Annotated in this window: 13 protein-coding genes; 12 read left to right on the top strand and 1 reads right to left on the bottom strand. The window is 54.9% G+C overall.

The window, feature by feature from the left end; translation table 11 throughout:
• Window positions 1–21: 21 nt before the first annotated feature.
• The gene (gene tagQ, locus PMI30_RS21710; protein WP_008007676.1) at window positions 22–951 is read left to right on the top strand and encodes a type VI secretion system-associated lipoprotein TagQ; all 930 of its coding nucleotides are present in this window, start codon (window positions 22–24) and stop codon (window positions 949–951) included.
• Window positions 952–1,026: 75 nt separating this feature from the next.
• Here tagQ and PMI30_RS31415 read toward each other — a convergent pair whose 3' ends face one another.
• The gene (locus PMI30_RS31415) at window positions 1,027–1,272 is read right to left on the bottom strand and encodes a hypothetical protein (protein WP_032835064.1); all 246 of its coding nucleotides are present in this window, start codon (window positions 1,270–1,272) and stop codon (window positions 1,027–1,029) included.
• 663 nt (window positions 1,273–1,935) lie between these two features.
• Between PMI30_RS31415 and tssA the strand changes: the two genes are divergently transcribed.
• The 11 genes from tssA (at window position 1,936) to PMI30_RS31265 (ending at window position 9,315) form a co-directional block, all read left to right on the top strand.
• Window positions 1,936–3,492 (top strand): type VI secretion system protein TssA, encoded by a 1,557-nt coding sequence (gene tssA / locus PMI30_RS21715; RefSeq protein WP_008007673.1) that lies wholly within the window; start codon window positions 1,936–1,938, stop codon window positions 3,490–3,492.
• 32 nt (window positions 3,493–3,524) lie between these two features.
• A complete protein-coding gene (gene tssB, locus PMI30_RS21720) occupies window positions 3,525–4,028 on the top strand; it encodes a type VI secretion system contractile sheath small subunit (protein WP_008007671.1) in 504 nt (167 codons plus the stop codon).
• Between the two features lie 26 nt (window positions 4,029–4,054).
• Window positions 4,055–5,530 carry a type VI secretion system contractile sheath large subunit gene (gene tssC, locus PMI30_RS21725; RefSeq protein WP_008007668.1) on the top strand — a complete coding sequence of 492 codons (1,476 nt, stop codon included), beginning with the start codon at window positions 4,055–4,057 and terminating at the stop codon, window positions 5,528–5,530.
• Between the two features lie 14 nt (window positions 5,531–5,544).
• Window positions 5,545–5,952 carry a type VI secretion system baseplate subunit TssE gene (gene tssE, locus PMI30_RS21730; protein WP_007894554.1) on the top strand — a complete coding sequence of 136 codons (408 nt, stop codon included), beginning with the start codon at window positions 5,545–5,547 and terminating at the stop codon, window positions 5,950–5,952.
• Window positions 5,953–5,986: 34 nt separating this feature from the next.
• Window positions 5,987–6,364, top strand: coding sequence for a hypothetical protein (locus PMI30_RS21735; protein WP_238541976.1), 378 nt, complete (start codon window positions 5,987–5,989; stop codon window positions 6,362–6,364).
• A 43-nt stretch (window positions 6,365–6,407) separates the two neighbouring features.
• Entirely contained in the window at window positions 6,408–6,911 is a 504-nt protein-coding gene (locus PMI30_RS21740) for a PAAR domain-containing protein (RefSeq protein WP_008007665.1), read from the top strand.
• Window positions 6,912–6,915: 4 nt separating this feature from the next.
• On the top strand, window positions 6,916–7,767 hold the full coding sequence (locus PMI30_RS21745) for a hypothetical protein (RefSeq protein ID WP_008007663.1): 852 nt from the start codon (window positions 6,916–6,918) through the stop codon (window positions 7,765–7,767).
• Window positions 7,755–8,135 (top strand): hypothetical protein, encoded by a 381-nt coding sequence (locus PMI30_RS21750; RefSeq protein ID WP_008007661.1) that lies wholly within the window; start codon window positions 7,755–7,757, stop codon window positions 8,133–8,135. Before PMI30_RS21745 ends, PMI30_RS21750 begins: the two co-directional genes overlap by 13 nt.
• Window positions 8,136–8,147: 12 nt before the next feature.
• Entirely contained in the window at window positions 8,148–8,720 is a 573-nt protein-coding gene (locus PMI30_RS21755) for a hypothetical protein (RefSeq protein WP_008007659.1), read from the top strand.
• A 161-nt stretch (window positions 8,721–8,881) separates the two neighbouring features.
• Entirely contained in the window at window positions 8,882–9,145 is a 264-nt protein-coding gene (locus tag PMI30_RS31675; protein ID WP_157173021.1) for a hypothetical protein, read from the top strand.
• Complete coding sequence (locus PMI30_RS31265; protein ID WP_238541975.1) at window positions 9,142–9,315, top strand: hypothetical protein; 174 nt, start codon at window positions 9,142–9,144, stop codon at window positions 9,313–9,315. Before PMI30_RS31675 ends, PMI30_RS31265 begins: the two co-directional genes overlap by 4 nt.
• The last annotated feature ends 3 nt before the right edge of the window (window positions 9,316–9,318 follow it).

Raw genomic sequence — 9,318 nt, 5'->3', positions numbered from 1 at the left:
AACTTAAAAGAGAACACAACTATGCTTTCCTCCCGTAAACCTGTTGCTTCGCTTTCCAAGCGTCACTTGCTGCTGATGGCCGTCGGCTTCAGCACCGTACTGAGCGGTTGCGCCACGTCGCCGACCTCCAAGGTCGCCTCGAGCACCAAGGTCGAGTACTACCCAAACTGCTACGAGCCAGTGCAACACCTGCGTGCCACTGATTCGAACATGACCAAGTCGGTCGTCACCGGCGCGGCCGTCGGCGCTGTCGGCGGTGCACTGCTGGGCGCCCTGGTCGATTCCGAGAACCGTGGTCGCAACGCCGCCATCGGTGCAGCGGGCGGTGCCCTGGCGGGCGGCGCGGCCGGTTACTACACCGAGCGCCAGAAGCAGATCGCCGATGACAACCAGCGCATCGCGTCCTACGCCTCCGACGTCAACAAAAGCGCTGCCGACATCGATCGCAGCACCGCGTACGCCAAGACTTCGCAGCAGTGCTACCAGAACGCGTTCACCAAACTGGTCGCCGACCGCAAGGCCAAGACCGTCAACGACACCGAAGGCCGCAAGCGCCTGGCAGAAATCGTCGCAGGCCTCAAAGAGTCCAACGATCTGATCGTTGCGGTGAACGGTAAAGCCAGCGAAGACCTGAACAACTACACCCAGGCCTACGAAAAAGACCTGCAGCAAGTCGGCGTACAGCGCACTGACGTGGTCACCGTGGCAACCGCCGACACCACGCCAGTCGTGGCGCCGACCAAGAGCAAAAAAGCGGTGAAACCGGCGAAAAAACCGGCGCTGCCAACCGTGCCGAAAGAAGCGGTCACCACCGAGAAAACCCTGCAGACCGCACAAGCCAAACAGGCTGAAAGCAAACAGGTCGCCAGCGCAGGCAACACTCAAGTCAACAGCATGTGCAAGAACCCGGACCTGGGCGACTGGGCACCGGTACCTTGCCCGAATGCTTGATTGAGTTTTCTGTAGGTCTTTGATCATTCCCACGCGCTATGCGTGGGAGTGATCTGTACTGGCTACACCTTGGCGCTATGCGCCGCCATCTCCTGCACTGGCAAATGATCCAGCGCTCGTTTCACCGGCAACTACACGCCCTTTGCCATTCTGCTGAGCACCAAGCTTACCGAGTGTCGAGTACCTTTCTCCGTCGGCCAGGTCCCTGCGGTGTATCGGCTGAGCAAACTCTCCAAGTTCGACATCAGGGTGCTCGCTGACCAGTTCAACCTCGGTCGAATACAAGGTGCTGATGGCTTCAATACCTTCAAAGACCAGCACTTTAAATCGTTGCGAACAAACGGAATCAATAACGTGAAGTGCGCAACATTGGCCGGCACGAACAGGCCTTTATCCTGAGCAAAAGGATTATGTAGGAAGGGGCCTGAGGCGCAGTCCGAAATTTCCGTATTGCAGAATGTTGCATCAGCTTTTGTAAGAAGTTTGAGACGTATTGAGCATGTATTTGGAGGGAGAGGGGTGAAATACAGGGTGCCATCATTATGATGGCACCCTGTATTTCTTATTGTCAGTTATCGCTACGTCCATGGATGACTGTAACTTTTCGGAAAGCTCCTACATTTTTCATGTTTTATTTTTGTCATGCTGGGTTCCGTTTCAGGGTGTGAATGTCCTGTGATTATTGGCGGGGTTGATAAACCGCTCTGGCTCAATGGTTACGGGGGTGATGCGTCGAAGGTGGGGAGGTCAAAACCGGCATCAGGGGATCCCCTGTCTCCTATAGGGTGATCTCCTACAGCAACAACGAAGACGCAGTTTTATTGTTTTATCGGATGCTTGCCAATGGCCATCATTGTGATTAGGATGCGCGCCTTGAAAGAGCGCGAACTCAATTGGATGAGACTCATCGCAGCTCTTTGATACTGTCCGGCGCCATTTCAACTCCAATGGCTGCGTGACTGTAATCCTAATTAAAGGTCACGGATGTCCTACTCAAGCAAACTTTCCGCTCATTACCTCGAACTCGCAAAAGGCTCTGTTTCAAAAGAGAATTTCGCGGGCGAGGATGTTCGCTTTTCGAGCGAATATGAGGCGTTGGAAAGTGAGCTGGGTAAAGCCTCGTCCATGCACGAAAGCGGTCAGATCGACTGGCTGAAAATCCGCGAAAACAGTGAAAACCTGCTGCGCACGCAATCCAGGGATTTGCGTGTCGGCGCCTGGTTGACCTGGGCGCTGTACCAGCGTGAATCCTTCCCGGGGTTGCTGGCCGGCCTCGGTTTGCTGCACCACCTGTGTGAAAACCATTGGGCCGAAATCCACCCGAACAAGGCCCGCACCCGCGCCGCAGCCATCAGCTGGTTGGTGCCGCGTCTTGAGCAGGTGCTGAACGAAAACGTCGCGATCAAAGAGCAGTTGCCGCTGTTCCGCCGTCTGGTCGAGCATCTGGAAGGGCTCGACGCCGCGTGCACCGAGCATTTGGGCGACGACGCGCCGTTGCTGCTGCCGATTTCCCGTCGCTTGAAAAACATGGTCCAGCGCGCCGCCGACAATCAGCCGGAGCCCGGTGTGGTGGGCGCCGCGGTGGCGCAGGTCAAGCAGGCCGCAACCCAGCTGTTAACTCCCGGCGCACCGATCGACAACGAGAAAGAAGCCCACAAGGCCCTGCGTGCCCAGCAGGAAAACGCCCGTCCGTTGTGTGCCTGGTGGCTCAAGCAGAAAGCCACCGACCTGCGTGCCCTGCGTCTCAATCGCACATTGCTGTGGCTGCCGATCGACGCGGTGCCCGAGCGTAACGCCGAGCAGATCACCGTTCTGCGCGGGCTGCCGGCGGACAAACTCAAGGCCTATCAGGACCGCTACGACCAGGGGAAATACGCTGATCTGCTGGTAGAGCTGGAGGCGAGCCTGGCGAAGGCGCCGTTCTGGTTCGATGGCCAGCGAATAGTCTGGGAATGCCTCCAGGGGCTGAACGCCGAGATGGCGATGCGCGAAGTGGAAATCCACTTCGCGCTTTTGGTTCAGCGCCTGCCCGGCATCATCGAATTGCGTTTCCATGACGGCGCGCCGTTCGCCGATCCGGCCACCCGCGCCTGGATCGGCGCCCACGTCATGCCGCACCTGCAAAGCGCCAGTGCGCCGCGCAAGGTCGAGGTCGCCGATACCCAGCCGGCCTGGGAACTGGCCCTTGAAGAAGTCTTGCCGGTTCTGCGCAAGGACGGTCTCAAGGCCGCCGTGCAGGTCCTCAAGCAAGGCCTGCAAAGTGCCCACGGCGGGCGGGTTCGATTCTTCTGGCAGTTCGCCCTGGCGCGGCTGTGTTTCATGGCCAAGAAATACGAACTGGCCAAGACTCAACTCGAAACCCTCGACCAAACATTACAGGACTCAGGCCTGCACGCCTGGGAGCCCGATCTTGCGCTGGAAGTGCTGCATTTGCTGCATAGCTGCTGCGAGTTGTTACCGCAGAACCATGCAGTGCGTGAACGCAAGGAAGAGATTTATCGCAGGCTGTGCCACCTCGATCTCGAAGTGGTACTCGAATAGGCCCCCGGGCCACAACCGCAAGGAGAAAAGCCATGGCCAAAGAAGGCTCGGTAGCCCCCAAGGAACGCATCAACGTCACCTTCAAACCCGCCACCGGCGGTGCTCAGGAAGAGATTGAACTGCCGCTGAAACTACTGGCAATCGGTGACTACACCCACCGCAAGGACGAACGCAAAATCGAAGATCGCAAGCCGATCAGCATCGACAAGATGACCTTCGACGAAGTGCTGGCCAAGCAAGAGCTGAGCCTGACATTGAGCGTGCCGAACCGTCTGCAGGAAGATGGCGAAGCCGACGAGTTGGCCGTGCAACTGCGCGTCAACTCGATGAAGGACTTCAACCCGGCCTCGCTGGTCGAGCAAGTGCCCGAGCTGAAAAAACTGATGGAACTGCGCGACGCGCTGGTGGCCCTCAAAGGCCCGCTGGGTAACGCGCCTGCGTTCCGCAAAGCCATCGAAGGCGTGCTCGCCGACGACGAATCCCGCGGTCGCGTACTGGGTGAGCTGGGCCTGAACGCCGCAGCCCCGGACGCCTGAGCCTCTATCAGTCAAGGAAGCCAACAATGAGCACCAGTGCAGCACAGCAAAAGAGCAACGAGAACGGCGAATACAGCATTCTCGACAGCATCATCGCCGAAACCCGCCTGACCCCGGACGACGAAGCCTACGACATCGCCAAACGCGGTGTGTCGGCGTTCATCGAAGAGTTGCTCAAGCCGCAGAACAACGGTGAGCCGGTCAAGAAGGCAATGGTCGATCGCATGATCGCCGAGATCGATGCCAAGCTCAGCCGTCAGATGGATGAAATCCTCCACCACCCGGACTTCCAGTCCCTGGAATCGTCGTGGCGTGGCCTGCAGTTGCTGGTCGACCGCACCAACTTCCGCGAAAACATCAAGATCGAAATCCTCAACGTCTCCAAGGACGATCTGCTGGACGACTTCGAAGATTCGCCGGAAGTGATGCAGTCGGGCCTGTACAAGCACATCTACACCGCTGAATACGGTCAGTTCGGTGGTCAGCCGGTGGGCGCGATCATTGCTAACTACTTCATGTCCCCAAGCTCGCCGGACGTGAAACTGATGCAGTACGTGTCCAGCGTAGCCTGCATGTCCCACGCGCCGTTCATTGCTGCCGCCGGCCCGAAATTCTTCGGCCTGGAAAGCTTCACCGGCCTGCCGGACCTGAAAGATCTGAAAGATCACTTCGAAGGCCCGCAATTCGCCAAATGGCAGAGCTTCCGCCAGTCGGAAGACTCCCGTTACGTTGGCCTGACCGTGCCGCGTTTCCTGCTGCGTAACCCGTACGACCCGGAAGAAAACCCGGTCAAATCGTTCGTGTACAAAGAAACCGTCGCCAACAGCCACGAGCACTACCTGTGGGGCAACACGGCCTACGCGTTCGGCACCAAGCTGACCGACAGCTTCGCCAAATTCCGCTGGTGCCCGAACATCATCGGCCCGCAGAGCGGTGGCGCGGTTGAAGACCTGCCGTTGCACCACTTCGAAAGCATGGGCGAAATCGAAACCAAGATTCCTACCGAAGTATTGGTTAGCGACCGTCGTGAATACGAACTGGCCGAGGAAGGCTTCATCTCCCTGACCATGCGCAAAGGCTCCGACAACGCGGCGTTCTTCTCCGCAAGCTCGGTGCAGAAGCCGAAGTTCTTCGGCATCAGCGCAGAAGGCAAGGCCGCAGAGCTGAACTACAAGCTCGGCACCCAACTGCCGTACATGATGATCGTCAACCGCCTGGCTCACTACTTGAAAGTGCTGCAGCGCGAGCAACTCGGTTCGTGGAAAGAACGTACCGACCTCGAACTGGAACTCAACAAGTGGATCCGCCAGTACGTGGCCGACCAGGAAAACCCGAGCGCCGAAGTCCGTGGCCGTCGTCCACTGCGCGCCGCCCAGATCATCGTCAGCGATGTCGAAGGCGAGCCGGGCTGGTACCGCGTCAGCCTGAACGTGCGCCCGCACTTCAAGTACATGGGTGCCGATTTCACCCTGTCACTGGTTGGCAAGCTGGACAAAGAGTAAGCGGAGCCTAACTCATGACTGGATACGGCAGCCTTTTCGAACGCCTGGGTGGCGACGCAGACAAACGCGTCGGCTGGAGCCGCGAGGTCTCCGCCATGGCGTCCGTGGCTGCCCATCTGGCCAAGATGCTCAGCACCCGTGCGGGCAGCGTGCAAACGCTGTCCGATTACGGGCTACCCGATCTCAATGACATGCGCCTGAGCCTGCACGACTCCCTGAGTCAGGCCCGTTTGGCCATCGAAAATTTCATCGAAGCCTACGAGCCACGCCTGAGCAATGTGCGTGTCATCTCCCTGCCGCGTGACAACGATCAGCTTCGCCTGTCCTTCAGCATCGAAGGCCTGCTGGAAGTTGATGGTTTCAAGCGTCAGGTCAGTTTCGCCGCGCGCCTGGATGGCAGCGGTCAAGTAAAGGTCAACTAGGGATATGCGATTGAGGGTTCTAAGTACGTTGGCAATGATCGTGCGTCGCGCTTTGCTGCTGATCGCCCTGACTGCCGCTGCGCTGGTGTTGGCTGCCTGCTACATGAAAGTGACGGCTTCAAAGCTCGCTCACGTGTACTCCACAGTCTGGAACGAGTCCGGGACTTGTTACATCAACTCCTACATTCCGCAGTATTCGGCTCTGGGCATTCCCGGAAAGATCTTCCGTCTTTTCACCAGTGAAGCCTTTTTCAGGGTGTACGCAAAAGACGGCACGTTGTTGAAATCGTCTGAATGGTTGATTTGGCAGAACGAATTCACGACGGATGAACGGGCGCAATGGGTAAACGCTCATGCGATCTACCCGACAGCGACGGGTTACGAAGGCTGGAAAATTCCAGTGTGTGGTTGAGCAATGAACAGTCATCAAGCCAAGGTCAATTAAGGAGAGCCCAATGTCAGGAAAACCCGCAGCACGCGTATCCGATCCCACCGCTTGCCCGCTCCCCGGCCACGGCACCAACCCGATCGTCGCTGGTTCCGGCGACGTGTTCTTCGACGGCCTCGCGGCCGCCCGCCAAGGCGATGCCTCGGCGTGTGGTGGTGCGATGGTTGGCGATCTTGCGACGACTGTTTTGATTAACGGTAAACCGGCGGCGACCGTGGGCTCAGCCGGTACTCATGGCAACAAGGTTACGGCCGGGTCCGGGTCGGTGATTATCGGGAATTCGCATTCGCCGGCGCCGTTTATTCCGCCGTTGCCTGTGATTATTCCCGGAATATTCAATCGTGTTTTTGCCTTTAAAACGGCCAGCGGGAAAACGGTCGAGGGGCTGAACTATAGAATAGTTTCCGAAAGTGGAATCGAGAAGTTTGGTACTGCAGTAGCCGGAACGTCTGCCTGTTTCTCAACGGGACAGAAGCCTGAGCCAGTCTCGATTTTTGTAACATCGGAGTAAGATCTTGGAAACGATTGTTGAAATTGGCGGCATGCCTTATACCTTTGTTACCGAAGACGGTGCTACTGCGTTAAGGCTTGATGACAAGACAACCGCCAGCAATGATACGGATCTGGGGACTTTGAATCTCCCTGAAGTTTGGTTGGTGACTCGTTCCAATGGCGTACCCTTATTCGCTGTAAAACCAGATATCTGTGATAAGCCATTTCGCATCCTGAGCGCTGAAAAATTATACGCTGAGAAAATTCAGTGGTTTGAGCCACTGGCCGATTTCTATCGCGAGCGGTTATGGGTAAACCCCGAAAGTAGTGTAGAAGGGTCGGAAGTGTACGGAGCTTATCGACAGCATACATGGCAATCAATTATTGATTTCGCAATCGTGGACAGGCCATCGCTTGTTTACTATAGAAATCTTCCTGGAGATTGGAAAAAACAACCTGAAGGTGGAGCGAAGTATCTTCTCTGTCTAGTTGAAGGTGATCCTTACTGGACAGATGGGCTGGGGCAAATTCCATTCGCAGTGGACACTTTCCGTAAGTACTGGGAGGAAACCCGCGAGGTTGATTCCGCGGTCAGGAAGACTGGCCAGACTGGCTTGGACTGGGCAGACGGAACACTCGGTGGCAGCGACGATGGCAGTAAGAATGTTTATGACAACTTCATAATCATCAGGGCTTGTTTGTGGGCTTCTGAGAACTTTGAGCTGATGCTCGAGAAAAGAGCTATGAGCGGTCAAAGATTCGGGATCGACGGTGCGACACTCGCAAGCACCGTATTCAAGCCAGCCTCTAATGTAAGACTCGAGACGTCGATTGACGCAGGCCTATTAGAAAAATACAAAACATGGGGGGCGTGATTTTGAAAATTTTCGTTGGTGCCATTGTTTATCTGCTCGTCGGTGTATTGTATTTCTATGTGCACGACATTGGTGTTGTTTATTACAAGTCGCATGTGGGCTTTACAGACCGAGGTGTCGCAATAGGTGGCACCGCAGAGCTTATATTTTATTTTTTTATTCTGACCAATTTTATCGTTTTCTTTGTGCCGAAGGCTTTGTTGAAGTTGCTGGTAGTAGCAGTAATGCTGAGCATTGTGTTGTTTTATTTCTTGCCAGATAACCCGGTGCGAGCATTCGCCTATGGTGGTCTTACTACCAGTATGAGTGTATTGGCGCTTGTGCTGCGTTTGACAATTGACCGATGGCTCTCTCGAAGCTTTGTTTGAGGCGGCTACAACATGAACGTAGTTGGAGTGGTTTTTTATCCATGGATAGACCAGCCAACAAAGGAAAGGGGGCTGTCCCCTTTTTTGCGCCCTTTTTTGCGTTATGGTGAGCCAATGTCGAAGTTGAGTTTGTATTCGTCAATGTGGGCCTTGCAAACTTTTGTCGGTCGCGCCAGCTGCGTTGCGTTAGCGGTAATCATAGCGGCGTTGCTTACATTTGATTTGTGGCTCGATGGTCTTTCGGTTTTGCGTCCGGATGTTATCGAGTTAAGTTACTCGCGTCAGTTTATTGTTGAACGTGTTCCAGTGAATGTATTGTTTGCTGCTGAAAAAATGTCGTACTTACGCGTTACTGATCAAGACCACGCTCGTGATGTTTATCGCAGCCCACTTTGTCCGACTCGGCTGCTGGATATGACCGTCACAGAAACAGTCGAGCGAGTAGTGCTGCCGCATGTCAGTTTTTATATCAAGGGTAAATATTTTGTTCTGAATGCGTCGTGCTGGGAGGACAGTTGGTTGAATGATTTTATTAGCAATACTGTCCATAAGATCAAAGTCCCGGTAGGGGAACGCTACAAGTGATGAGTGTCGGTAGTTTCAGCAGTGTTGTGACCAAGCGACGCGGAGTTACGTTATTTTGCTTCTTGGTTCTGTTTGCGTTGTTCATAAGGAATTTGATTAACAATCAAGCGTATTTAATTCAGATAAGCCCCTCTGGGCGCTACATAATGGAGAATGTAGGAGTGGGCCGCTGGTGGTATTGGAATGATATGGCCTACCTGCGGGTGATCGATAGACAACACCCAGAGAAAGTCTATCGGACGCCACTATATGAAATGGATTCCTTTGATATGCGAGCCTTCGAAGATGAGAAAGAGGTTGGTATTGTCTGGATTTACTTTGATTTGGTTAATAAAGCTTTCACAGTTCATATGCCGCAATGGAAACCCCATTGGCTGAATTATTTCATCAGCAATACTCCCTACGAAGCAGGAGGTAATGATTGATGAAGACCAAGGCATTACGTGGCGTTACTGCTTTCCTGTGGCCCGAGCGCTGGATTCGTTTTAGCACGAAAGATGAATTCGGCTGGGTCACGATTTTGCCTTACCTATTGGTGGCGGGCTACGTGTGTGCCGGTCTGACAGTCGCGCTCTACAGGACAGTTTTTTCATGAGAT

This window comes from Pseudomonas sp. GM50, assembly GCF_000282375.1.
Lineage (GTDB): Bacteria > Pseudomonadota > Gammaproteobacteria > Pseudomonadales > Pseudomonadaceae > Aquipseudomonas.
The sequence above is the reverse complement of the archived record's forward strand: the minus strand, read 5'-3'. Positions and strand labels throughout refer to the sequence as shown.

Bases quoted from the DNA above. Each gene is read 5' to 3' on its own strand.
- tagQ (WP_008007676.1), top strand. From the start codon at position 22: ATGCTTTCCTCCCGTAAACCTGTTGCTTCGCTTTCCAAGCGTCACTTG.
- tssA (WP_008007673.1), top strand. From the start codon at position 1,936: ATGTCCTACTCAAGCAAACTTTCCGCTCATTACCTCGAACTCGCAAAA.
- tssB (WP_008007671.1), top strand. From the start codon at position 3,525: ATGGCCAAAGAAGGCTCGGTAGCCCCCAAGGAACGCATCAACGTCACC.
- tssC (WP_008007668.1), top strand. From the start codon at position 4,055: ATGAGCACCAGTGCAGCACAGCAAAAGAGCAACGAGAACGGCGAATAC.
- tssE (WP_007894554.1), top strand. From the start codon at position 5,545: ATGACTGGATACGGCAGCCTTTTCGAACGCCTGGGTGGCGACGCAGAC.
- PMI30_RS21735 (WP_238541976.1), top strand. From the start codon at position 5,987: ATGATCGTGCGTCGCGCTTTGCTGCTGATCGCCCTGACTGCCGCTGCG.
- PMI30_RS21740 (WP_008007665.1), top strand. From the start codon at position 6,408: ATGTCAGGAAAACCCGCAGCACGCGTATCCGATCCCACCGCTTGCCCG.
- PMI30_RS21750 (WP_008007661.1), top strand. From the start codon at position 7,755: ATGGGGGGCGTGATTTTGAAAATTTTCGTTGGTGCCATTGTTTATCTG.
- PMI30_RS21755 (WP_008007659.1), top strand. From the start codon at position 8,148: ATGAACGTAGTTGGAGTGGTTTTTTATCCATGGATAGACCAGCCAACA.